Raw genomic sequence first — 23,387 nt, 5'->3', positions numbered from 1 at the left:
AAACCCTGCATATGCAGGGTTTTTTAATACGCTTTAAAACGAAACTATAAAGATAATCAAGTTACTTATAAAATAAGACGTATCATTGCAACTAAACTGTCTTTTGATCCATCTATCTCATGTATACGTTATGGGCGCTTTAATACTCAAATCAAATCTCTTAACTACGCTTATATTTTTATTTATGTTTTGGCTAAGCGATCAAAAGCTGCAATCAAATTAAAGTTGCGAACAAAATTCTGTTTTAAGGTTGGCACAATTACTTTATAGATAAAAAACCCAGTCACTTGACTGGGCTTTTTTAATGCTTGTGCTTTAAGCAGATTAATGCATGGCTTGAATCTTGTCTAAGAATAATTTGGCACGTTCATGACGTGCATCAAGATTACCAAAGAACTCAGATGTTGGGCAATCTTCAAGAATCATGCCTTGATCCATGAAAATTAATCGGTTTGAAACTCTTTTCGCGAAGCCCATTTCGTGTGTCACACACATCATGGTCATTCCTTCGTTAGCGAGTTGAACCATTACATCTAACACCTCACCCACCATCTCTGGATCGAGTGCGGAAGTTGGCTCATCAAACAACATACAAATTGGGTCCATTGAAAGACCGCGTGCAATTGCAACACGTTGCTGCTGACCACCAGAAAGCTGACCTGGAAATTTGTCCTTGTGTGCCAAAAGCCCTACTCGGTCTAAATATCCCAATCCCTTTTTGCGAGCTTCTTCTTTCGAGCGCTTTAAAACTTTAACTTGTGCCACAGTCAAATTTTCAAGCACAGTCATATGCGGAAATAACTCGAAATGCTGAAACACCATTCCCACACGCGAACGGAATTTTGCAAGATTGGTTTTCGGATCACGTAAAGAAGTACCATCAACAAAAATGTCGCCTTTTTGAATTGGCTCTAATGCATTTACGGTTTTAATTAATGTTGACTTACCTGAACCAGATGGTCCGCATACTACTACCACATCGCCTTTTTCAATACTGGTTGTACAGTCAGTGAGTACTTGGAAATCACCATACCATTTAGAGATATGTTGGATGTCTATCATTGGCATTTAAAATCTCCAATTAGCGAATAATGGCAATTTTTTGCTGTAATCGTTTTACAAGTCTTGAAAGCAAGAACGAACTACAGAAATAAACCACTGCTACAATTAAATAAAAGGTTGCTTTTGTTTCAGGACCATAAGTATTGGCAAGCGTGTCGGCACGACCTAAGAAGTCTGGTGCACTAATTACATAGACCAATGACACATCCTGAAAAAGAATAATGGTTTGGGTCAACAGTACAGGTAACATATTACGAAATGCTTGTGGTAACACCACATATTTCATCGATTGACCATAAGTAAAACCGAGTGCATAACCTGCATTGACCTGTCCGCGCGAAACGGATTGAATACCTGAACGCACAATTTCCGAGAAAAACGCAGCTTCAAAAATTGCAAACGTAATGACACTCGAAAACAGTGGCCCCCAATACGTATCAGACTGGAATTCAAATACTTTTGGAAGTAAAAAGTAAAAGATAAAAATAACCTGAATCAGTGGAATACCACGAAATAGATCCACGTAGAATTTAGCAAAGTTACTTGCGACAACGTTATTCGACAGACGCATCATGGCCAAAGGTGTACCGATGATGATACCGCCTAGCATTGCAAGCACTGTAACGGTTAAGGTAAAAACAAAACCTTCTTTAAGTGCATTGATAACATCAGGAGATTGTAAAAGACTGAAATCCATGGTTATTTCCCTCCCGAACCTAGGCCAGGAACTGCCATACGTTTTTCAATCCACGCCATAATAAATTTGATGGTGTAAGTGATGATCAGGTATACAGGCGTTGAAAGAATCAAAATAATAATATCTTGAGATGTTTCTTCGCGCATGGTTTTGGTATAAGCGAAAAAATTGAGTACACTTAGCGCATATAGAACGGCTGAGTTTTTAAACACGTTCATTGCTTCAGACGTAATCGTCGGCCATACCGTGCGATAAGCAACGGGTAAAATCACATAACGATAACTTTGGCCTGTGGTAAAACCCATTGCAGATGCTGCAAATTTTTGGCCACGTGATACCGTGTTGATTCCGGCACGAATATGCTCTGATACACGCGCAGCAGTATATAAACCGAGTGCAAAAACACCAATAACCGCAGGATGATCATTCAGCAGGTTTTTCCACCATCCGCCGGCAACAACTTCTCCGCTCCCGGAGCTAAGTGTGGCTGGTAAAAGTTCAGGAAAAACGAAAGCCCAAAAGAAAAGTTGAACAATCAGTGGGATATTACGGAAAATCTCAACGTACGTATCACCAATCAAAGCCAATGGCTTATTAGGTAAGGTACGTATAATTCCAAGTAAAGAACCCAAAAAGAATGCGATAAAGAATGCAGCAATTGCAGTCCATATCATGGTTAAAACACCTGAACCTAACATTTGAAGCCATGTTGGTGCATCGGCGTATTGAGAATAACTTGAGCTGCCTATCGCTTTACAGACCGATTCCGCCCAAGCTGCTTTTTCGACACTAAATTCGTTCGATTCAGCACAGAATACAGTCCAGTTTAATGAGCCGACTGACATAAATGCCCCTTTTTAAAATATTAAAAATACAGCATGCATACAGTACACAAGTTACTGTATGCAAAATGGTTAGCTGCAAATCAAAAGAGTTTTAGGGCTTAAATGCCTTCATCAGTCGGATGTGCTTTCAATTTCTTGAAAGAAGCACTTTGTGCCATGTTTAGATTGGTATTTTTAGGTGGAATTGGAGACTGGAACCATTTTTTATAAAGTTTATCCATTTGACCTGATTTCCACATACCAGTTACGGTGCGATCCGCAACCGCTTTGAATTTCGGATCATCTTTTGCAATCATGATGCCATATGGCTCAGAAGATAATACAGGGCCAACAATTGCAAATTCTTTCGGGTTAGATGATTTTGCAATCAAACCAGCCAAAATATTGTCGTCCATCACAAATGCTGCTGCACGACCAGATGCCATCATTGAAAATGAGTCTGCGTGGTCTTTACCATAAATGTTTTGCACATTGATAGACTGACCTTTTTCATTCATTTTGATGTATTTGTCTGACGTTGTGCCTTGAGTAGTCACGACAGCTTTACCGTTCAGATCAGCCAAACTCTTAATACCTGAATTTGCTTTCACTGCCATACGCACTTCTGTTGCGTAGTAGTTTGTAGAGAATCCTACTTGCTGTTGGCGTTGTTTGGAGTTAGTGGTTGTACCACATTCCATGTCGATATTGCCTGCAAGAAGTTCTGGAATACGTGTAGACGATGTAACTGCTTTATATTCGACTTTCAAATTCGGCATTTTAAGCTCTTTCTTGATGTCGTTTGCGAAAGCATTACAAATATCTACCGCATAACCCACTGGTTTACCTGCGACAACATAGGAAATAGGATCCGATGACTCACGGTGTCCAATAATAATTTTTCCACTGCTTTTAATTTTAGCCAAAGTATCCGCAGCTTGAACCTGAGTTGCTCCTCCAACTGTACAAATCATCAATGCCGATACAATTAGTGAGGTTGCAGAATGTTTCATAAAAACTCCTTGATTATATTTCGCTAAATTTTAAGACAGTTGTATATTATTCAACCTACCTAAAAAATAGCTCTCCTTTCATTTAAAGCAATTATCAAGCCAACTTTTAATTGTTGCTTATCATCGACCGATTCCACTATTTTTACATGCTTTCTTATCCTAATTGAAAGCACTTCATAGAGTTTTTCGCTAGACTTTAGTCTTAGCTTTGATTGCTTTAGATTATTTTAACGCCAAAATCTTTTTTTTAAAGTTTTATTTTCAAAAAAATGTGATTTAAGTCACATTAAATTAAATTATTTGCATCTTTTTAGTGCCGGCTATATTCAGCATGCATCATTTTGAATCTATGCATTTTTTGCATATAAAGTGAACGAAATATCAAAAAAACCATCATCACAAAATAAAATAATGAAAATAAATTTCAATCATTGTTAAGCTAAGCTTATTAAGCAGCACAAAGCAAAATCATTTGCGTACAAATGATTGAATACAAAAATATTATTGATTTTGTATTCAAACGTTTAAATCTTTAACTCAGTGAAAATTCGTTATTTTTGATGTGCCCTCTTGGATTGGCATTACATACCACGCCAATCCACTCTGGCATTTCGTTCGGTTTCATAAATTCGTTGTACATATTGCCCCAAAGGCAAACTTAGCAGGTAGGTTTTATAGGTATCGAGTTCGGGCGAATGAAATTCAGTATTTTCCACTTCCCAAGGTGTACCATTTGGATGCAGTAAAGGCGCCAAAATGGCACATACCGCTATATCAGCTAATCCAAGACGATCACCTACCATATAGCGTCCGTAGTTTTCGACTAAACGATCATTAAGTAGTAGTACAAGCTCATCTAGACGCGCCTTAGACTGGGCAACTTTATCTTGTTCGAGTTCGTAACTTTTTTTGACCAGAGTCTTAAGAATTGGTTTTGAAAATTTTTCAAATTGACGCAAGTAGCCCTGCTCGCCCATCATGATTTCAATCGGTTCATCACTGTAAGACAACGCATGTGCCAATGACCAACGGCGAACATGAATCCCAAGCTCGTCTGCAAGTTGATCAATTTCTAAGGCTGCGCGTCGTTGTGCAGGATCTTTTCTCAGCAAGGAATGTTCAGGGTAAGTATCGTCAAGATACAGTGCAATCGGAGTCGATTGAGCAATCCATCTTGCATCATCTTTTAGAATGGGTAGCTTATTTTGACCTGTTTTTAACTGTGCGAACGCACGATGAAAACCAGGAATCAAATTATGAGCAACATAATCAAGCTCTTTGTGATCCAGTAACCAGCGAGCTTTCTCACAGTAATGAGACAAAGGGAACTGGTATAAAACCCGCATAAAAACTCCAAATTATTTTTTTAGTCAACCAAATGTAAAAAACATTGTTTTGCCTTGTTACTTTAGAATTAAGCGCGCTTTAAAACAATGTACTTTTTGTGCCAAATCTCTGTCTAAATCACCTATTGCCGCGATATGAAAACTATGATTTTTTATTCAAAGCATATGAAGTGGATCGATAAAAATAGATATTTAAGATGTAATTTAATAGATGAATTAATATAAGCAATTGAATTTAAAAAACTTGTTAAATATGAAAAAGTGATTTTCTTAGCTGAAATAAAATTTAGCATTTTTATCGATTAGTTTTGACAAATACATCGTTTAAAAAAGCACAGAATTTTACCTAAAGTATTGATATCAAATAAGGGTATCAATATGTCTGAGTTAAGTTCATTATCTAAACGCTCGGTTCACATTCTTAAAAACGACCAACAAGCATTAAACGCGGCCTATCAAGTTGCTGATGAAGCACTTGTAAACCGAAACATACGAGATCAACAACGTATTTTGCCGTATGAGGCAATTGAACACTTGAGTCAAAAAGGCCTTGGCGGTATTCGAATTCCTAAACGTTATGGTGGTGCTTTTGTATCAAATAAAACTTTAGCTCAGGTGTTTCGTATTTTAAGTAAAGCCGATTCTAATGTTGGCCAAATCCCACAAAATCAAATCAGCCTGTTAAATTTAATTGATTTAATGGGAAATGAAGAACAAAAAAAACGTGTATTTGGCGAAATACTGGCAGGTAAACGCCTCGCCAACGGCGGGCCTGAGCGCCAGAGTAAAGACAGTAAAACCGTTCATACGACGCTCATACAAAATGGAGAAGTTTGGGTCTTAAACGGCGAAAAATTTTATTCTACGGGTAGCATTTTTGCAGATTGGCTGGCAATTAAAGCCCTTCACCCAGAAGGTCATGTGGTTCTGGTATTGGTTGATCGCTTTACAAATGGGATCGAAATTGAAGATGACTGGAATGGATTTGGTCAGCGTACTACCGCAAGTGGCACGATAAAACTCAATCAAGTACACATCGATCCTGCACTTATTTTTGATGAGCGTTTATTGACACAAGCTCCAAATTATAGAGGTGCCTATTCGCAACTGATGCAAGTCGCAATCGATGTCGGAATTGCTGAAGCTGCATTTACTGATCTTATATCAGCGGTAAAAAAAGCGCGCCCAGTTATTGATGCCAATGTTGAAAAAGCCAGTTTAGAACATTTCACCATTCAGGAAACAGGCAAGCTTCAAGTCTTACTTGATGCCGCGATAGCATTACTTGATGATGCTGCCGAGTATCTGGATGAACTGGATTCACAATTCGAAGTGACGGATGCACAGGCTGCCCGCGCCTCTATTTTGGTGGCAGAAGCCAAAGTCTATGCCAATGATGCAGCACTAACGATCTCTGAAAAATTACTCGAACTTGGCGGTAGTCGTGCCAGTTTAAGTCAGCACAACTTAGATCAGCACTGGCGCAATGCCCGTGTACATACGCTGCATGATCCTGTGCGCTGGAAAATCCATGCGATTGGCAACTATTACCTCAATGGCGTCTTCCCTGCACGTCATGCATGGATTTAAGGAGAGCTTCATGACATCTTATCAAGCAATCGCATCTTTTAATTCATCAAACTCCACACAGGCACATATTATCCGAGACGATGCAGAGGCACTTTCAATTGCCACCACATTGAGTGAGCGTTTTAAAGAAAAAAGTGTGCAACGTGATGCCGAGCGGATTTTGCCTTTTGAGGAAATTGAGCAATTTAGTCAGTCTGGCCTTTGGGCAATTACCGTACCAAAACGCTTTGGCGGTGCAGATGTTTCTAGCCTGACAGTGGCAAAAATCATTGCACTTTTTAGTGGCGTTGACGGCTCGATTGGACAGATTCCTCAAAATCACTTCTATGCCCTTGAGGTACTTCGTAATACTGGTACCGAGCAACAAAAGCAGAAGCTCTATAAAGAAGTATTGCAAGGCGCACGTTTTGGCAATGCACTTGCAGAATTTAAACCCAAAACAGCGGCTCAGAAACATACAACGATTACAGCCACCGAGAATGGTTATTTGATTCAGGGTGAAAAGTTCTATTGCACAGGCAGTTTATTTGCACATCGTATTCCAACTTTGGTCATAGATGCGCATGGTCGCGAATACTTGGCTTTTGTAAAACGTGAAAGTCAGGGATTGAGCGTTGTTGATAACTGGAGTGGCTTTGGACAACGTGTGACAGGCAGTGGTGCGGTAAAATTTGATCGTGTTTTTGTTGCTTATGACGATGTTATTCCCTTTGATGTAGCCTTTGATCACCCGACACTGGTTGGCCCTTTTGCACAAATCATGCATGCCGCGATTGAAGTCGGAATTGCCCGTGCCGCGTTCGAAGAAACGCTAAAGCGCGTCCATAAAGCCCGTCCTTGGATTGATTCAAATGTTGATACCGCGGCTCAGGACCCACTCACCATTTACGATGTTGGACGTATTGCAATTGATGTAAGAGCAAGTGAAGTCTTACTCAAACGTGCAGCTCAATCAATCGATACGGCACGTTTAGACACCACAGCAGAGCATGTTGCATTAGCTTCATTGGCGGTTGCGAAGGTCAGAGCGCATAGTACTGAAACCGCACTTAAAGCCAGTTCGAAACTGATCGAACTTGCAGGGAGTCGTGGTAGTCAGCGTCAAGATGGACTCGACCGTTTTTGGCGTAATGCACGGGTACACACGCTACATGATGCTGCGCGCTGGAAATACTTTTTTATTGGCAATTATGCATTGAATCAAATTTTTCCTCCACGACGAGGGACATTGTAATGACAAATAAAACACACAAACACATTTTACTGAATGCTTTTGACATGAACAGTGTCGGCCATATCAATCATGGTTTATGGACTCATCCGCGTGATCAGTCGCATCGATTTAATGAGCTGAGTTACTGGACAGAACTGGCACAAACACTCGAACGCGGATTATTTGATGGCTTATTTATAGCCGACATCACAGGGGTGTATGATGTTTATCAAAACAATATCGATCTCACGTTAAGAGAATCAATTCAGCTCCCCAGCCACGACCCAACGACGTTGGTCTCGGCAATGGCAGCCGTCACACAACATTTAGGCTTTGGGGTTACGGTGAATTTGAGCTACGAAACGCCCTATCAGTTTGCACGGCGCTTTGCTTCACTCGACCATCTCACGCAAGGGCGTATTGGCTGGAATATTGTTACAGGCTATCTAGATAGTGCGCAACGCTTAATTGGGCAGTCTGCGCTTAAAGATCACGATCTGCGCTACGATCAGGCAGAAGAGTTTTTAGCACTCTGCTACAAATACTGGGAAGGCTCTTGGGAGTCCGATGCATTGCTCAAGGACAAACAACATCGAGTTTTTACAGATCCACACAAGGTACATTCGATTCATCACTCTGGGCGGTTTTATCAAAGTGAAGGTGTATTTCAAGTTGCACCTTCGGTGCAGCGCACGCCAGTGTTGTTTCAAGCAGGCGCCTCTTCAAGAGGAATGGCCTTTGCAACTGCTCATGCCGAATGCATTTTTATTGGTGGCGACCAACCCGACAAGATCAAACAAAATGTCGATAAAATTCGTGAGCGCGCCAAACAGCATGGGCGCCATCCAGACGATATCAAGATTTTTGTCGGCATTACCGTGGTCACTGCCGAAACAACGGCTGAAGCACAAGATAAACTGGCGGAATATCTTCGCTATGCTTCTGCCGAAGCTGGGCTTGCCCATTATGCAAGTTCGGTCGGTATCGACCTATCGAAATATGCCGATCATGAGGTGGTTGCCTATCAAAAAAGTAACAGCATCGCTTCGGTAAATGAAAAATTTAAAACCCAACAAATCACCATTCAGGATTTAAAAGATCAACACGTTTTAGGTGGGCGTTACCCACTGATTGTTGGCAGTGGTGAAGACGTGGCAAAACGACTGATTGAGCTGGTCGATCAAACCGGCGCAGATGGATTCAATTTAACGCGTACCGTCGCACCAGAGTCACATCATGACTTTATTCAATACGTGATTCCTGAGCTGCAACAACGAGGCCGTTTTAAAACTGCATATAACGAAGGCTCGTTACGTCAAAAAATTTCAGGACACGGCGATTTGCTTCCGTCGACGCATCCCGTCGAGCAATATCGATGTTCACCTTCCACACGTTCATTCAATTTAAATCAACACGAAAAAATTACAGCATAATTCTTGGAGTCTTCGATGGCACAGTCATCTTCATCAAAAAAACTCATTATTCTTGGGGCATTATTTGTCGTTTTAATTATTGGACTTGTAATCTGGAATCAGAATAGACAAAGTCAGCATCAAGAGTTAGTGATCGGTATTAGCCCTCCTTTTGCTCACCCGCTGCAAGCGGCAGCCAAAGAAGCTGAAAAACAAGGGATTCATGTCAAGCTGGTTGAGTTTTCCGACTGGAATACGCCAAACATCACTTTAAATAATGGCGACATTGATGCCAATTTCTTTCAACATCAGCCTTTTCTAAGCAATGCAATTAAAGAAGGTGGTTATAAACTCAAAGCTTTTGGTGTGGGCGCAGCATCTCACGTCGGATTATATTCCAAAAAATATAAGTCACTGGATGAACTACCGCAAAATGCACGTGTTGTGGTTCCGAATGATCCAGTCAATCAAGGGCGTGCTTTGCTCTTACTGCAGCAAGCCAAACTGATTCAGCTTAAAGATCCAAACAATTACTTGTCTAAACTAAGTGATATCACAGTTAATCCAAAAAATCTGAAATTTATTGAAGTTGAAGGCCCTCAAACTGCACGTGCAATTGATGATGTCGACTTGGCATTTGGCTATCCACACTATTTGCGTTTGGCTAAAACAGCCGATCCAAATAGTGCCCTACTTTTAGACGACACAACCAATAAACGTTATGCCATCTTGTTTGTGGTCCGAGATGATTATGAAGATAAAGACAGTAAGCTGAAAAAATTTATTGAGATTTATCAAAATTCACCGGCGGTAAAAGCAGCCATCGATGAAGACATTGGACCAAAACTTTGGTTCCCAGGTTGGGTCTAGGAGGTTAATCATGGTTAGTTTTGGATCGCAGGTCGATTTCTCACCGCCACATATTCAAATTCGTGCGCTTAATAAAAGCTATACATCGAATGGCCAGACTGTTCAGGCGCTTAAAGCCATTGATCTGGATATTCCACAAGGCAAAATTTTAGGCGTGATTGGAAAAAGTGGTGCTGGAAAATCATCTTTGTTACGCACACTAAATGGACTAGAAACACCGAGTTCTGGCTCTATTAAAATTCATCAAGATGAATTAACCACACTTGATCACGCACAGCTCATTCATCTGCGTCAGAAAATTGGCATGATTTTTCAGCATTTTAATTTGATGTCGGCCAAAACGGTGTGGGACAACGTGGCGTTACCGCTTAAAATTGCAGGTCTAGATAAAGTAGAAATTCAACGCCGCGTCGATGAAGTTTTGGGCTTGGTCGATCTGGCACATAAAGCCGGGCAATATCCATCACAGCTCTCCGGTGGGCAAAAGCAGCGTGTCGGGATTGCCCGAGCGCTGGTGCATCATCCTGAAATTTTACTCTGTGATGAAGCCACATCGGCGTTAGATCCTGAAAGTACCGCCACTGTTCTCTCCTTGTTAAAAAAGATTAATCGGGATTTAGGCATTACGGTGGTGCTGATCACACATGAAATGCAGGTCATTCGTGAAATTTGTGATCAAGTGGTGGTTATAGATCAAGGGGAAATTGTCGAGTCTGGTTTGGTCTGGTCAGTTTTTTCAAATCCAAAGCAAAAAATCACTCAAGAACTGCTGAATCTTGAACAACTCAATTTACCTTTTACGCTTTATGAAGCGCCACAAGATCACTTAACGCATCGAATCATTAAAGTTCGTTATCAAACCGATCTTAAGCATCCACCAAACTTAACAGATTTACTGGGATTACTCGGGTCGCATACTTCTTTGTACCAGAGCCATGTCGATACTGTTCAGGATCACTTAATTGGCACATTAATTTTAGCCATACCAGAGCAAGCTTTTGATGCACAGGTACTAAAACAACTGTCTCATTTTGTTTTTGATGTGGAGGTGATTGGCTATGCACAACCAACTTCTTGATTTATTGCTTACAGGTACACTGGATACCTTACTGATGGTAGGCGTATCCGCTTTACTGGCATTTTTGATTGGTTTACCGCTCGCCGTTTTACTGGTGATGACCTCTGAACATGGGATCTATCCTTCTATTAAAATTAATCAGCCCATTGGCTGGGTCATTAATATTACACGCTCCATTCCCTTTTTAATTTTAATGGTGGCGCTCATTCCAGTAACGCGCTGGATTGTCGGTACCAGTTATGGTGTGTGGGCGGCTGTTGTTCCACTTACACTGGCTGCAATCCCCTTCTTTGCGCGCATTTCCGAGGTTAGTTTGCGCGAGGTCGATCAGGGCCTGATTGAAGCTGCACAGGCCATCGGCTGTAATCGCAAACAGATCATCTGGCATGTACTCCTACCAGAAGCCATGCCTGGCATCGTGGCGGGTTTTACCGTTACTGTGGTTACCATGATTAATTCTTCGGCAATTGCAGGTGCCATTGGTGCAGGTGGTTTAGGCGATATCGCTTATCGTTATGGCTATCAGCGTTTTGATCTCACCATTATGTTTGCCGTTATTTTAGTTTTGATTGTATTGGTGATGCTGATACAAGCCACAGGTGATGCGCTTTCCAACCAGCTCGATAAACGCAAAATCTAAACTTCTTTATGATTCACACTTCGCCATGACCTGACTTTGTCATGGCTTTCATGTAAAATCAGCCTCAATTTTTACATTACACTTTTTGTGAGTCATTTCATGGGTTTTAATTGCGGTATTGTGGGTCTACCAAACGTCGGTAAATCAACGCTTTTTAATGCATTGACCAAAGCAGCGATTGCAGCAGAAAACTTCCCGTTCTGTACCATCGAACCAAACACCGGGATTGTTCCTGTTCCAGATGCACGCCTAGATAAACTTGCAGAAATTGTAAAACCACAACGTATTATTCCAACTACAATGGAGTTTGTGGATATTGCTGGTTTGGTTGCGGGCGCATCGAAAGGTGAAGGCTTGGGTAACCAGTTTTTGGCAAATATTCGTGAAACTGATGCAATTGCGCACGTGGTACGTTGTTTTGAAGATGAAAACGTCATTCATGTGAATGGCAAAATCGATCCACTAGACGATATTGCCACTATCAACACCGAACTTGCACTTGCCGATTTAGACACTGTAGCAAAAGCTTTGCTTCGTTTGACCAAAGTTGCAAAAAGTGGTGATAAAGAAGCACTTGCAACTAAAGCCGTGCTAGAAAAAATTCAGCCATTGTTAGATGAAGGCAAGCCAGCACGCGCAGCCGACTTAAGCGATGATGAGCGTAAACTGATTCGTGGCTTTGGTTTAATGACCTTAAAACCAACCATGTATATTGCGAACGTTGCTGAAGATGGCTTTGAAAATAACCCGCATCTTGATGCCGTTAAAAAATTAGCAGCAGAAGAAAATGCGATTGTCGTGCCGCTATGCAACCAGATTGAAGCCGAAATTTCATTGCTAGAAGATGAAGACCGTGCCGAATTTTTAGAAGCTATGGAAATGGAAGAACCAGGCCTAAACGTTGTAATTCGTGCAGGTTATGCCCTACTTGGTTTACAAACCTACTTCACTGCCGGTGTACAAGAAGTACGTGCATGGACCGTAAAAGTAGGTGCGACTGCACCTCAAGCAGCCGGTGTGATTCATACCGACTTCGAAAAAGGTTTTATTCGTGCAGAATGTGTTGCCTATAACGACTTTGTGCACTACAACGGAGAAGCAGGTGCCAAAGAAGCGGGTAAATGGCGTCTTGAAGGTAAAACCTATGTTGTTCAAGACGGTGATGTGCTGCATTTCCGTTTTAACGTATAAAATATTCGTTCAAAAAAGGCCAGCTCATGCTGGCCTTTTTTAAATTTACAAACACTTATTAAATAATAATTACAATGATAATCATTATCAATATATTTACATATTCTAATCCATCGCCTAAACTCATATGGAAAGAACGACTTAAAATATCTCAAAGGACAACACCCCATGGCCTATAGCTTACCTGCACTGAATTATGCCTATGACGCACTTGAACCGCATATCGATGCCAAAACGATGCAGATTCATCACACCAAGCATCATCAAACTTATATCAATAATATCAACGCTGCGATTGAAGGCACTGAATGGGAAAAACTGTCAGTTGAAGATTTGGTTGCAAAGGTGCATGAGGTGCCAAGCGATTTAAAACATACAGTGATCAATAATGCTGGCGGTCATGCCAACCACAGTCTGTTTTGGACGATCATGAGCCCTCAAGGTGGTGGTGAACCCCATGGCCCTGTGTCCGATGCAATACGACAACAATTAGGTGGCTTTGATGCATTTAAAGAGGCTTTTACCAAAGCCGCGTTATCTCGCTTTGGCAGTGGTTGGGCATGGCTCAGTGTGACACCACAAAAAACGCTGGTGGTTGAAAGCAGCGCCAATCAGGACTCACCACTCATGCATGGCAACACGCCTATTTTGGGTCTAGATGTTTGGGAACACGCTTACTATTTACAGTATCAAAATCGTCGCCCTGAATATATCGCGGCATTTTATCAAGTGATTGATTGGGATGAAGTCAATCGTCGTTATCAGGATACATTGAAATAAGGAGTTAACTCATTTGTACACAACTACAGGTCTGTATGAAATGCCCCTTTTTCATGTGTTTCGATTGCTGCTTGGTATTTTGATTTTAATCACAGGACTGGTAATTTTAATTCTTCGTTTAGTGTGAGCGATTGATCCTCTGTGCTGGATTGCGATTTGTTTATGCTGCTTCAAAATGCAATAAAACATCATGCAGTCCAGCTTTTATAGCTTCAATTTAAAAGAAGGCGTAATAGAATAGCTTAGCTATGCAAATTTTCATGATACATGATGCTGGAGTGCTGCAATTTCCTGCATTAAAAAATCTACAAATATACGGATTTTTGCAGACATGTGCCGATTTTGTGGATACAAAATAGAAAAGCGCCGAGTCCTAGGCGTTAAAGTGGTAAGTACCTCAACCAATTCGCCGCGCTCAACTGCTGGTTGTGCGATAAAGTGATAAATCTGAAACAAACCACCTCCTGCTTTTGCCCATGTCAAACACCCCATAACATCATCATAAACCCGTCGACGACTTTTAAAGCCGTAATTGAAATCATTGCCGTGGCTATCTTTAAAAATCCATGGCATGGCGCGGCCTGTACTGGGCAGAATAAACTGAATGCACTGATGCTGATCAAGCGCTGCAACCGTTTTGGGTTCAGCATACTGTTGTAAATATTCAGGGGCAGCAAAAACGCCCAAGGTTGCATCTTCAAGCGTACGCGCAATGAGTCGGGAGTCTTTGGGAATACCCAAACGAATGGCCAGATCAAAACCTTCTTCCACAAAATCGATGACTCGATTGGAGATATTTAGCTCAATTTCAATTTGTGGATATTTTGCCTGAAATTTAGGCAGCAGAGGCAGAAGCCGATAATGAGCATACGGTGTTCCAACACTAATCCTTAATGTACCACTTGGACTGTGCTGATCGCCTGTAATCATGCGCTCTACTTCTGAAATTTGCTCCAGTGCCTGCTGACAGTGTTGATAATAAAGCTCCCCTTCACACGTTAGCTTAATACTACGTGTAGTTCGCGCAAAAAGGCGCACACCGAGCCTTGCTTCCAAGCGTCCGATAGAACGGCTGACCGAAGCCGGTGTAATGCCCAAACCTTCTGCCGCAGCAGTAAAACTTCCCAGCTCTGCCGCTTTACAGAACAATTCTATACTGGCCAATTGGACCGAATCAAAATGTCGCATTTATTCTCTGATGTAATAAATAAATTACCATTCGGTTAATTTATCTTTATTTATCACTCTAATAAAGTTGCAGTTACAAAAGATGCCTGATTTAAGGCTGAAATAACTGCAACGTATTTGGTTAGTGAGAAAACATGTTTCTGTCACGTTTATTTCGTATTTTTGCCTTGTTGCTGATGGGTGCGGCATCATTCACGCATGCCGCATCTAAAGGTGAAGTCCTGGTGTTACTCTCGAGTGAAACCGAGCTTCCTTTACAAGGAAAGAAATCGTTTCCGTCGGGTTATTATGTCAATGAGTTTGGTGTGCCAGCCGATGCCCTCATCAAAGCAGGATACACCCTGACAATTGTCACCCCAAAAGGCAAAGTACCCAAGCCAGACGTACGCTCGATTGATCCGCTCTATTTTGGGAAAAATCGCAATGAAATGCTGCGGATCAAAAAATTGACTGAACAATTGACTCAAGCGCAGAACGTGCGTTCATTACAAGATGTGATGCAACAAGGGCTTGATCGCTATTCAGCTATTTTCATTCCGGGTGGACATGCACCACTCATTGACCTAGCGAATAATCCGATGGTGGGTACCACCCTGCAACACTTTCATCGCAAGGGCAAACCAACTGCAGCGATTTGTCATGGCCCGATTACCCTATTAGCTGCGCAAAAAGATCCTAAGGCATTTGAACAGTCACTGATCCAAAATCAAAAAATGAATGCTGAGGGTTGGATCTATCATGGTTATCAAATGACTATTTTCTCGAATGAAGAAGAACACGTGTTTGAAAACTCACTTCACGGCTACAAATTACGCTATTACCCAGCCAACGCGATGAAAAAAGCAGGCGGCAATATGCAGTTTGCCAAGGCATGGCAACCACATGTTGTGATTGACCGTGAACTGATTACGGGTCAAAACCCATATTCAGACCATGCGCTCGCCCAAGCGTTACTTAAAGCACTTGCTACTCAATCCCAATATTCACCTAAAATCTAGAGGAATCTCCATGCAAAATTTCACATTTTACAACCCAACAAAAATTGTATTTGGTCAAAATTCTGTCGAACAGCTTGAGACGTTAATTGCTTCCGACGCGCGCATCATGATGATTTATGGCGGACAAAGTGCGGAAAAAACAGGAACACTCAAAGAAATTCGTGATGTGTTAGGGCACCGTATTGTAAAGGAATTTGGTGGTGTAGAACCAAATCCACGCTATGAAACACTTATGCGCGCAGTAGAGCTAATCAAAAGCAACGATATTGATTATTTGCTTGCTGTGGGTGGCGGTTCTGTCATTGATGGCACCAAATTTATCGCAGCGGCAGCCTTGTACACAGGCGAACCATGGAACATCCTTAAAAATCAGGGTGCCGACGTAGAACAAGCACTGGCATTTGGTTGTGTACTGACGCTACCGGCTACTGGTTCTGAAATGAATGCGGGCGCTGTAATCACCCGTGGTGAAACTCAAGACAAACTGTTTTTTAACAGTACCTATGTATTTCCGCAGTTCTCAATTCTTGATCCGCTTAAAACCTATACTTTGCCAGAGCGTCAATTGGCCAATGGAGTAGTCGATGCCTTTACCCATGTCATGGAACAATATCTGACTTATCCAGCAGGCGGTTATATTCAGGATCGAATGGCCGAAGGATTGTTACAAACCCTGATTGAAATTGGCCCACGTGTTTTAAGCGCTGAAAAAGACGATGAAGCACGTGCCAATTTAATGTGGGTAGCAACCCTTGCACTGAATGGTCTAATCGGTGCAGGTGTCCCACAAGACTGGTCGACACATATGATTGGTCATGAACTCACCGCACTGTACGAGATTGACCATGCACGTACACTTGCCGTGGTGTTGCCAGCAAACCTAAGTGTAAGACGCGAAAGTAAAGCGGCCAAGTTACTGCAATATGCAGAACGTGTATGGCAGATCCGTGAAGGATCAGAGCAAGCGCGTATTGATGCTGCCATTGAGCAAACCAAAGCATTTTTTAAAGTAATGGGAATTCCAACTCAACTTGGCGATTATGACTTAGGTCATGAAGCAATCGACAAGGTTGTGGCTCAACTTGAGCATCATGGTATGACCGCTTTGGGCGAACACAGTGATGTGACTTTGGCAATCAGTCGTCAAATTCTTGAAAAAGCACTCTAATGGAGTGCTATCTACTCCCATGAGAATTTTAATGAATGATAGTCACTACTTAAGACCGAGGAAAATCACATGAAAGCATTAGTTTTAACTCAAGTCGGAACGCCTTACACGCTGCATGTCGAAACCGATATCGAGATACCCGAACCCGCTGCTGGTGAAGTTCGTATTAAAGTGATGAGTTCGAGTATTAATCCGGTCGACTACAAGTTTGCCAAAAACGGTACAACTCTTCAGTTACCCCATATTTTGGGAATTGATGCTGCTGGTATTGTCGATGCTGTAGGGCATGACGTCACCACTTGGAAAAAAGGCGACCGAGTCATCAGTCTAACCAATTTATGGCGCTGGGGTGGTTTTGCAGAATATGTCGTGGTTGATGCAAATAGTATCAGTGCAATACCGGAACAGCTTGATTTTAATGCGGCCGCGACTATTCCATGTGCCGGTATTACCGCTTGGCAAGCGTTATATCGTAAGGCACCACTTCATGCAGGTCAGCGAATTTTGGTGAATGGTGCGGGTGGCGGTGTCGGTGGTTTTGTTGTGCAACTGGCTAAGCTCATGGGTCTGGAAGTGTATGCTACTGCCTCTAGCGAACCAGAACGCATCAAAGCACTTGGTGCCGACCACATCATCAATTACAAACAAGACAATATTGTTGAACGCATTCATGCGCTCACTGAAGGTCGCGGTGTGGATGCGGTGATTGATTTGATTTCATCTGAAACGTCTCTACAACTTGCAACAGTGCTGCGTCATAACGGTCATTTGATTTCGGTATCAGGACGGATTGATCAGAATCCAATTCCCTCTTTTACCAAAGCGATTTCAATTCATGAAGTGGCTTTAGGTTTTGCCTATCAACACGGCGATGATGAAAATCTACGTGATATTGCTGCTGGTGGTGAATTCTTAGCTACCCTTATGGCAAATGGCAAACTCGACCCAATGATTCAAAACGTGATCACACTGGATGAGTTGGAAAATGGTTTGCATCAGGCCGAGCACAGCAAAACACAAGGCAAAGTAGTGATCGAAATTGCCAAAGCAAGCTGATGGTCATTGATAGTAAAATACGTTCATGTAGCGAATACGTTCGCTGCATGAACGTATTTAATTTATGTATAAGCGAACTTTTTGACAGACAAATATAAAGTATTTGAAAGCCAACTTCACATCAAACGTGATGAAGCTTAACCTCATATTAAAAGCAAAATTAAGACAAATAAACAACAAGAAAACTTATCTTTTGATCAACAAATTTTTAATTTAATTATGAATAAAACAGATTAAGCTCAAAAACAGGCACTAACGCCCCATGAATAGAAGATATACAATGAAAAAAATTTCAACGGTACTGCTTGCGGCTTCTTTCGCGATGTTAAGTGCCACCGCTTTTGCTTGTCCTAAAGGCACTGAATTACAAGGCGGAACTGGCCCACACCATAAAGGTGGAAAATGTGTAGCAGTTAGCGGTAAAAAAATGGCCGCGAAAACCGACAAGAAAATGATGGCTGAAAAAAGCAAACCAATGACAACGGCAATGCCTGCTAAAACTGAACCAGCAAAAACCAAATCTTAATCAACATATTGAATATAAAAAAGCGAGATCAACTCGCTTTTTTATTTATGTCGTTTATCGCTTCGGATCTGTATTACCCAATGCAGGATTAGCTATCGCATCTTTACATTGTGCTTTGTCTCGCTCGTAATCAGCTTGTCGCTGCGCAAGTGTGGAGCTACCCGTGATCACTTCACGTGACCATGTATCCAGTGAAGTCAGTGCTTTGCGACATAAAGCATACTTGCCCTCTGTAACTGAGTCAGTCATTTTGACATTAATGCGCCAGTCGGTACTAAGCTTACGCAATGGCTTTCTTACCTGCTCTTCAATCTCATCTTTTTTGCCATCATAAACAATAGGATCGATTTGATTGATCAGCTTCCACGCTTCATTTGCATAGGTTGTTGCATCATTGGTCAATTTTGGTGCAGCTTTAATTTCAACTTTTTCTTTTGAACCTGATGTATGGTCTTGGCTACAACCAGACACAACCAGTCCAAATAAAACACATGAAATTAAACCAGAAGTTTTAAGCGTTGAGATCATTATCCACGATTATCCATCTGAACATTCGGCTCTATGCTAGTGAATTCAGCGATAATACTCAATCATTGATTTACTTTATCAATGCACTAAATTCGTTCATTTAAGATGGACTTAAATGATGACAGACAACTGTTCAGACTTACGTTAGTTTTCTAAGTGTTTCGCACTTAAATACCTCAATCTATTAGATTATTTATTAGACAACAAAAGTCACTAATTTATGTGAATCAAGGCGTCAATCCAGTAAAAGTTCTGTTATGCTTAAAAGCCCTACTTCTTGCATGGATGATTCGCATGAGCGTCACAATTGGTACTCCCCTTCAATCTTCTGCATTTAAAGTGTTACTGTTAGGTTCGGGAGAACTTGGTAAAGAGGTTGTGATTTCATTACAGCGTCTTGGTGTCGAAGTTCATGCGGCAGATCGTTATGATCATGCACCAGCAATGCAAGTAGCGCATTATTCTTATACGCTCAATATGGCCGATCCGGTCGAACTTAAAAAACTCATCGAAAACGTTAAACCGCATTTGATCGTGCCTGAAATTGAAGCAATTGCCACTGAAGTATTGCTTGAAATTGAGCGTAATCAAACTGCAACCGTTATTCCATCGGCAAAAGCAGTCAACCTGACCATGAACCGTGAAGGCATTCGACGCTTGGCTGCTGAAGAATTAGGTTTACCAACCTCAGCCTACCGCTTTGCCGAATCTTTAGAAAGCTTCAGGGCAGCCTGCGATGACATTGGTTATCCAAACTTTGTAAAACCTGTCATGTCGTCCTCCGGTAAAGGTCAATCACGAGTTAAGAGCTTTGAAGAGGTCGATGCTGCATGGGAATATGCACAAACCGGTGGTCGGGTAAATCAGGGCAAAGTGATTGTAGAATCTCAAATTGATTTTGATTTTGAAATTACCCTTCTCACCGTACGTGCCAAAAACCCTCAAACAGGCCAAATCGAAACACATTACTGTGACCCGATTGGGCATCGCCAAGACGCAGGTGATTATGTTGAAAGCTGGCAACCACAACCAATGACAGATGCGGCGCTTGCAGAATCTAAACGCATTGCAAATAAAGTCACCACAGCACTTGGCGGTTGCGGTATTTTCGGTGTTGAGCTGTTTGTCAAAGGTGATCATGTCTGGTTTAGCGAAGTATCACCACGTCCACACGATACTGGGCTGGTTACGCTTGCTTCACAATTTCAAAGCGAATTTGAATTACATGCGCGTGCCATTTTAGGGCTGCCTGTAAACACAGCGCGCCACAGCGTAGCGGCCAGTGCCGTGATTTATGCAGGTACAGATGCAAATAATTTAAGTTTTGATCAGCTCAATACAGCACTGTCGCATCCAGATACGGATTTGCGCCTCTTTGGTAAACCAGAAGGCTTTAAACGTCGTCGTATGGGTGTTGCCACTGCACGCGCTGAAACGACTGACGCAGCTCGCACATTGGCACAGCAAGCAGCCGATCAGGTTCATGTTGTACTTCCTGAATAATCATTCAATTTAATATGAGTCCATTTTTATGATTATTACTTCACCGCTGCTGGATTATGTCACCAGTCATCACGATATCAAGGCAATTAATCAATGGCGTGCAGATGTCGAACAGCAGATTCAGGAGTATTATGAAAATGGACACTCCATTCGTGATGTCGTCATTGCACGATCTAATCTGATTGATGAAGCCCTGATATTTTTGTGGAAACATGCCGGGCTTGATCAATCACGTTTGGGGCTTTTTGCAGTGGGTGGCTATGGCCGAAAGGAAATGCTGCCCTACTCCGATGTCGACATCATGATTTTGGCAGAAGACGAAATTGATCCAGAGCTAGAAAAACAGATCTCGACATTTATTTCATCGCTTTGGGATGTAGGAAATTTTAAACCCGGCACGAGCGTTCGTACTATCCAAAACTGCGTTGAACAGGCCACCAATGATCTGACCGTTGCAACCACGCTGATTGAAGCGCGACTTATTACCGGCAATCCAGATTTAGCTAAATGGCCCCGCCGAATTGTTTCACAAACTTGGACCGACAAAACCTTCTTCGATGCCAAAATGGCAGAGCAAGCAAAACGGCATGCCCAGCACAATAACACCGAAAGCAACCTTGAGCCTGATATTAAAAATGCACCTGGTGGCATTCGCGATATGAATCAAATTGGATGGATCGCAAAACGCCATTTCCGTGTGAATCGGATCTATGATTTGGTGCATTTGGGCTTTATTACCGAGTACGAACTCAAGATTCTTGAGGAAGCAGAAAGCTTTTTATGGGAAATTCGTCATCACTTGCACCGACTCAGCAAACGTGATGAAAACCGGCTACTGTTTGATCATCAACGTGAAATTGCAGCCAAATTTGGGTATACCCGCCTAGAAGGTCAGCCAGCCAACTATGCGGTTGAACAATTTATGAAGCGGTATTACCGCACTGCTCAGCAAATTTCTACACTCAATGAAATGCTATTGGCTTATTTTAATGAATCAGTCATTACGCCTCGACTTCCCAATTACGAGCGTAAAATCGAAGAAATTAATGAAAACTTTAAGCTCGTAGACAAAAAACTTGCCGTTCAGCATCATAAAGTTTTTTCTGAGAATCCGAGTGCTATTTTAGAGCTTTTCTATTTGCTGGCCAATCGTCCAGAAATTGAAGGAATTCGTGCGCGAACCTTGCGCTTATTAATTATGGCCGCAAAGCGTATTGATCAAGAATTTCGAGACAATCCAGCGCATCAAGCCCTATTTATGGCCATTATCCGCTCGCCATACCGCCTATACGACACACTGGTCGATATGAAACGTTATGGAATTTTGGGTAATTATATTCCTGCGTTTGGTCAAATCATGGGCCTCATGCAGTACGACCTATTTCATATCTATACGGTCGATGCGCATACTTTATTGTTGATTCGTAATCTTAATCGATTCAAAGAAACTGAATTTGCACAACACTTTCCAGTGGTAAGCTCCGTATTCCAGCGTTTGGCACGTCGTGATATTGTCTATCTGGCTGCTATTTTTCACGATATCGCCAAGGGCCGCGGCGGTGATCATAGTGAATTGGGTGCAGAAGATGCGATCGAATTTTGCCGAGCGCATGGTTTCACCGAACGTGAATGCAAACTGGTCGCATGGTTGATTCAAAACCACTTGTTAATGTCGCTCACTGCACAGAAAAAAGATATTTCAGATCCAGATGTCATCAAAGAGTTTGCTGAAAAACTCGGTGACATGGAACATCTTGACTACTTATATACACTTACCGTCGCTGATATTAATGCCACCAATCCAAAGCTTTGGAATACTTGGCGCGCCTCATTAATGCGTCAGTTATACACGTATTCACGTGATGTGATTCGTTCAGGTTTGGGCCGCCCAGTCGACTATCAAATGCTGATTGAAGACACCAAGTTTACTGCGAGTGAAATACTAGTCAATGAGTTTTCACTTGATGCAGTCGAACGGGTCTGGCAAGAGCTTGGTGATGAATACTTCCTCAAAGAGTCAGCAGATGAAATCGCGTGGCATACGCGTGCTATTTTGCTTCACGGCGATAACTCCGCACCACTGGTGTTGCTTCGTGCACACCGCCAATCTGCACAAGACGCGGTACAAATCTTTATTTATACACAAGATAAACCTAACCTTTTTGCCACCACTGTGGCGGTGTTAGATCGTATGAATCTGGATGTACAAGATGCACGAATTATTACTGCCACTAAAGCATTTAGTTTAGATACTTACTTGGTCTTAGATCGTTTTGGCACCCTGCTCACCGATCCAGACCGGGAGCACACTGTAAAATCGGCTTTGGTGCAGGCACTGAGTCAATCTGATAAATATCCTGGACTAATGCAGCGCCGTATTCCGCGTCAATTGCGCCATTTTGACATTGAAAATACAGTAGATGTCACACTCAATGAAGCACTGCAACAAAATATGGTGGAAATCTCAACGCTTGACCAGCCGGGCTTATTGGCTCGTGTAGGTGGCTTGTTTATGATGCAAGGACTAGATATTCATTCAGCAAAGATTGCGACACTGGGTGAGCGCGCTGAGGATATTTTCTTTGTCACCAAAAAAGATGGCCAACCGATGACCACCGATGAAGCCACTCTGTTTGCAGCGCAACTAAAATCTGCACTAGATGAGGCTTCGAGCCAAATCGCGATTCAACATTAATATTTTTAC

21 protein-coding genes are annotated in these 23,387 nt (G+C 42.0%); 14 read left to right on the top strand and 7 right to left on the bottom strand.

Features of this window, described 5'->3' with window-relative positions:
- Positions 1-324: 324 nt before the first annotated feature.
- From KCV09_RS03350 to KCV09_RS03330, 5 genes are all read right to left on the bottom strand, one after another.
- Positions 325-1,068: an amino acid ABC transporter ATP-binding protein gene (locus tag KCV09_RS03350; protein ID WP_004937114.1), complete on the bottom strand. Its 744-nt coding sequence runs from the start codon at positions 1,066-1,068 to the stop codon at positions 325-327.
- Positions 1,069-1,081: 13 nt separating this feature from the next.
- Positions 1,082-1,759, bottom strand: coding sequence for an amino acid ABC transporter permease (locus tag KCV09_RS03345; protein ID WP_004937112.1), 678 nt, complete (start codon positions 1,757-1,759; stop codon positions 1,082-1,084).
- Positions 1,760-1,761: 2 nt separating this feature from the next.
- Complete coding sequence (locus tag KCV09_RS03340; RefSeq protein ID WP_004937110.1) at positions 1,762-2,604, bottom strand: amino acid ABC transporter permease; 843 nt, start codon at positions 2,602-2,604, stop codon at positions 1,762-1,764.
- Between the two features lie 98 nt (positions 2,605-2,702).
- A complete protein-coding gene (locus KCV09_RS03335; RefSeq protein ID WP_004937109.1) occupies positions 2,703-3,596 on the bottom strand; it encodes a transporter substrate-binding domain-containing protein in 894 nt (297 codons plus the stop codon).
- Between the two features lie 581 nt (positions 3,597-4,177).
- On the bottom strand, positions 4,178-4,942 hold the full coding sequence (locus tag KCV09_RS03330; protein WP_048766597.1) for a glutathione S-transferase family protein: 765 nt from the start codon (positions 4,940-4,942) through the stop codon (positions 4,178-4,180).
- 378 nt (positions 4,943-5,320) lie between these two features.
- On the opposite strand from KCV09_RS03330, the gene KCV09_RS03325 reads away from it, so the two are divergent.
- The 8 genes from KCV09_RS03325 (at position 5,321) to KCV09_RS03290 (ending at position 13,716) form a co-directional block, all read left to right on the top strand.
- Positions 5,321-6,532 (top strand): SfnB family sulfur acquisition oxidoreductase, encoded by a 1,212-nt coding sequence (locus tag KCV09_RS03325; RefSeq protein WP_104124363.1) that lies wholly within the window; start codon positions 5,321-5,323, stop codon positions 6,530-6,532.
- A 10-nt stretch (positions 6,533-6,542) separates the two neighbouring features.
- Positions 6,543-7,766, top strand: coding sequence for an SfnB family sulfur acquisition oxidoreductase (locus KCV09_RS03320; RefSeq protein ID WP_151815941.1), 1,224 nt, complete (start codon positions 6,543-6,545; stop codon positions 7,764-7,766).
- Positions 7,766-9,178: an LLM class flavin-dependent oxidoreductase gene (locus tag KCV09_RS03315; RefSeq protein ID WP_048766591.1), complete on the top strand. Its 1,413-nt coding sequence runs from the start codon at positions 7,766-7,768 to the stop codon at positions 9,176-9,178. The genes KCV09_RS03320 and KCV09_RS03315 overlap by 1 nt, the downstream gene beginning before the upstream one ends.
- 15 nt (positions 9,179-9,193) lie before the next feature.
- Complete coding sequence (locus KCV09_RS03310; protein WP_212515522.1) at positions 9,194-10,027, top strand: MetQ/NlpA family ABC transporter substrate-binding protein; 834 nt, start codon at positions 9,194-9,196, stop codon at positions 10,025-10,027.
- A gap of 10 nt (positions 10,028-10,037) precedes the next feature.
- On the top strand, positions 10,038-11,105 hold the full coding sequence (locus KCV09_RS03305) for a methionine ABC transporter ATP-binding protein (RefSeq protein WP_212515521.1): 1,068 nt from the start codon (positions 10,038-10,040) through the stop codon (positions 11,103-11,105).
- Positions 11,086-11,745 (top strand): methionine ABC transporter permease, encoded by a 660-nt coding sequence (locus tag KCV09_RS03300; protein WP_004937092.1) that lies wholly within the window; start codon positions 11,086-11,088, stop codon positions 11,743-11,745. The genes KCV09_RS03305 and KCV09_RS03300 overlap by 20 nt, the downstream gene beginning before the upstream one ends.
- Positions 11,746-11,844: 99 nt before the next feature.
- A complete protein-coding gene (ychF, locus tag KCV09_RS03295; protein ID WP_212515520.1) occupies positions 11,845-12,936 on the top strand; it encodes a redox-regulated ATPase YchF in 1,092 nt (363 codons plus the stop codon).
- 168 nt (positions 12,937-13,104) lie between these two features.
- Entirely contained in the window at positions 13,105-13,716 is a 612-nt protein-coding gene (locus KCV09_RS03290; protein WP_212515519.1) for a superoxide dismutase, read from the top strand.
- Positions 13,717-13,974: 258 nt separating this feature from the next.
- On the opposite strand, the gene KCV09_RS03285 is transcribed toward KCV09_RS03290, so the two are convergent.
- Complete coding sequence (locus tag KCV09_RS03285) at positions 13,975-14,904, bottom strand: LysR family transcriptional regulator (RefSeq protein WP_212515518.1); 930 nt, start codon at positions 14,902-14,904, stop codon at positions 13,975-13,977.
- Positions 14,905-15,038: 134 nt separating this feature from the next.
- Here KCV09_RS03285 and KCV09_RS03280 point away from each other — a divergent pair, with 134 nt between their 5' ends.
- The 4 genes from KCV09_RS03280 to KCV09_RS16430 all read left to right on the top strand — a co-directional run bounded on the left by KCV09_RS03280 (position 15,039) and on the right by KCV09_RS16430 (position 18,652).
- Positions 15,039-15,902: a type 1 glutamine amidotransferase domain-containing protein gene (locus KCV09_RS03280; protein WP_212515517.1), complete on the top strand. Its 864-nt coding sequence runs from the start codon at positions 15,039-15,041 to the stop codon at positions 15,900-15,902.
- A gap of 10 nt (positions 15,903-15,912) precedes the next feature.
- The gene (locus KCV09_RS03275; protein WP_212515516.1) at positions 15,913-17,070 is read left to right on the top strand and encodes an iron-containing alcohol dehydrogenase; all 1,158 of its coding nucleotides are present in this window, start codon (positions 15,913-15,915) and stop codon (positions 17,068-17,070) included.
- Between the two features lie 69 nt (positions 17,071-17,139).
- The gene (locus tag KCV09_RS03270) at positions 17,140-18,126 is read left to right on the top strand and encodes a zinc-binding dehydrogenase (protein ID WP_212515515.1); all 987 of its coding nucleotides are present in this window, start codon (positions 17,140-17,142) and stop codon (positions 18,124-18,126) included.
- A gap of 280 nt (positions 18,127-18,406) precedes the next feature.
- Entirely contained in the window at positions 18,407-18,652 is a 246-nt protein-coding gene (locus KCV09_RS16430; RefSeq protein WP_171063730.1) for a hypothetical protein, read from the top strand.
- 54 nt (positions 18,653-18,706) lie between these two features.
- Here the strand turns inward: KCV09_RS16430 and KCV09_RS03260 are convergent, their stop codons facing one another.
- Positions 18,707-19,180: a hypothetical protein gene (locus KCV09_RS03260; protein ID WP_004937076.1), complete on the bottom strand. Its 474-nt coding sequence runs from the start codon at positions 19,178-19,180 to the stop codon at positions 18,707-18,709.
- A gap of 285 nt (positions 19,181-19,465) precedes the next feature.
- Here KCV09_RS03260 and purT point away from each other — a divergent pair, with 285 nt between their 5' ends.
- Together purT and glnD are read left to right on the top strand one after the other, a co-directional pair.
- On the top strand, positions 19,466-20,683 hold the full coding sequence (purT, locus tag KCV09_RS03255) for a formate-dependent phosphoribosylglycinamide formyltransferase (protein ID WP_151815932.1): 1,218 nt from the start codon (positions 19,466-19,468) through the stop codon (positions 20,681-20,683).
- Positions 20,684-20,711: 28 nt separating this feature from the next.
- A complete protein-coding gene (gene glnD / locus KCV09_RS03250) occupies positions 20,712-23,378 on the top strand; it encodes a [protein-PII] uridylyltransferase (protein ID WP_004937071.1) in 2,667 nt (888 codons plus the stop codon).
- Positions 23,379-23,387 lie beyond the last annotated feature (9 nt).

It is taken from the genome of Acinetobacter soli (assembly GCF_018139125.1).
Classification (GTDB): Bacteria; Pseudomonadota; Gammaproteobacteria; order Pseudomonadales; family Moraxellaceae; genus Acinetobacter; species Acinetobacter soli.
The sequence above is the reverse complement of the archived record's forward strand: the minus strand, read 5'-3'. Positions and strand labels throughout refer to the sequence as shown.

Coding starts and splice junctions, on each gene's coding strand:
- KCV09_RS03350 (WP_004937114.1), bottom strand. CDS start 1,068: ATGCCAATGATAGACATCCAACATATCTCTAAATGGTATGGTGATTTC.
- KCV09_RS03345 (WP_004937112.1), bottom strand. CDS start 1,759: ATGGATTTCAGTCTTTTACAATCTCCTGATGTTATCAATGCACTTAAA.
- KCV09_RS03340 (WP_004937110.1), bottom strand. CDS start 2,604: ATGTCAGTCGGCTCATTAAACTGGACTGTATTCTGTGCTGAATCGAAC.
- KCV09_RS03335 (WP_004937109.1), bottom strand. CDS start 3,596: ATGAAACATTCTGCAACCTCACTAATTGTATCGGCATTGATGATTTGT.
- KCV09_RS03330 (WP_048766597.1), bottom strand. CDS start 4,942: ATGCGGGTTTTATACCAGTTCCCTTTGTCTCATTACTGTGAGAAAGCT.
- KCV09_RS03325 (WP_104124363.1), top strand. CDS start 5,321: ATGTCTGAGTTAAGTTCATTATCTAAACGCTCGGTTCACATTCTTAAA.
- KCV09_RS03320 (WP_151815941.1), top strand. CDS start 6,543: ATGACATCTTATCAAGCAATCGCATCTTTTAATTCATCAAACTCCACA.
- KCV09_RS03315 (WP_048766591.1), top strand. CDS start 7,766: ATGACAAATAAAACACACAAACACATTTTACTGAATGCTTTTGACATG.
- KCV09_RS03310 (WP_212515522.1), top strand. CDS start 9,194: ATGGCACAGTCATCTTCATCAAAAAAACTCATTATTCTTGGGGCATTA.
- KCV09_RS03305 (WP_212515521.1), top strand. CDS start 10,038: ATGGTTAGTTTTGGATCGCAGGTCGATTTCTCACCGCCACATATTCAA.
- KCV09_RS03300 (WP_004937092.1), top strand. CDS start 11,086: ATGCACAACCAACTTCTTGATTTATTGCTTACAGGTACACTGGATACC.
- ychF (WP_212515520.1), top strand. CDS start 11,845: ATGGGTTTTAATTGCGGTATTGTGGGTCTACCAAACGTCGGTAAATCA.
- KCV09_RS03290 (WP_212515519.1), top strand. CDS start 13,105: ATGGCCTATAGCTTACCTGCACTGAATTATGCCTATGACGCACTTGAA.
- KCV09_RS03285 (WP_212515518.1), bottom strand. CDS start 14,904: ATGCGACATTTTGATTCGGTCCAATTGGCCAGTATAGAATTGTTCTGT.
- KCV09_RS03280 (WP_212515517.1), top strand. CDS start 15,039: ATGTTTCTGTCACGTTTATTTCGTATTTTTGCCTTGTTGCTGATGGGT.
- KCV09_RS03275 (WP_212515516.1), top strand. CDS start 15,913: ATGCAAAATTTCACATTTTACAACCCAACAAAAATTGTATTTGGTCAA.
- KCV09_RS03270 (WP_212515515.1), top strand. CDS start 17,140: ATGAAAGCATTAGTTTTAACTCAAGTCGGAACGCCTTACACGCTGCAT.
- KCV09_RS16430 (WP_171063730.1), top strand. CDS start 18,407: ATGAAAAAAATTTCAACGGTACTGCTTGCGGCTTCTTTCGCGATGTTA.
- KCV09_RS03260 (WP_004937076.1), bottom strand. CDS start 19,180: ATGATCTCAACGCTTAAAACTTCTGGTTTAATTTCATGTGTTTTATTT.
- purT (WP_151815932.1), top strand. CDS start 19,466: ATGATTCGCATGAGCGTCACAATTGGTACTCCCCTTCAATCTTCTGCA.
- glnD (WP_004937071.1), top strand. CDS start 20,712: ATGATTATTACTTCACCGCTGCTGGATTATGTCACCAGTCATCACGAT.